Source organism: Vibrio sp. S234-5, from assembly GCF_000960595.1.
GTDB lineage: Bacteria > Pseudomonadota > Gammaproteobacteria > Enterobacterales > Vibrionaceae > Vibrio.
In genome coordinates, this window is sequence record NZ_JZAM01000334.1 from 1 (window position 1) to 434 (window position 434).

At 53.7% G+C, this 434-nt stretch carries 1 protein-coding gene; it reads right to left on the reverse strand.

Annotated features, from left to right (window positions below; genetic code table 11):
- A partial coding sequence (locus UF06_RS18880; protein WP_045571808.1) for an ABC transporter permease occupies positions 1-434 on the reverse strand: 434 nt, incomplete at both ends.

The following is a 434-nucleotide window of genomic DNA, read 5'->3' on the forward strand; positions in this document are numbered from 1 at the left end:
CCGTCGCAAATAAACTGACCCAAACCCAAAATGATGAAAACCTGAATCAGGCCGACAAAAATATACGGCACCATTTTCGCCACCATCAGCTCAAATGAGCGCACTGGCGTGGTGATGAGCAGCTCCAAATTGCCTCGTTCGGGCTCACGCACAATCGCCGCGCTGGTGAACAAAATCATCGTCACGGTGAGGATCACCACAAGCAAACCCGGCACGATATTGACCGCAGAGCGGCGACTCGGGTTGTAATAAAGCGCCACGTCAAAGGTTTTCTGCACTTTGGGCCTGAGCTCAAAATCAAAGTCGGTCAACGGCATAGTTTGCAAACAAAGGATCGCCGAGCTGATCATGGTATCGGAGCCCTCGACAATCCACGGCCCGAGCTCGCGCCCCTGCGCCATACGTTGTGTCAGATCAGGCGACAAGATCAGCGC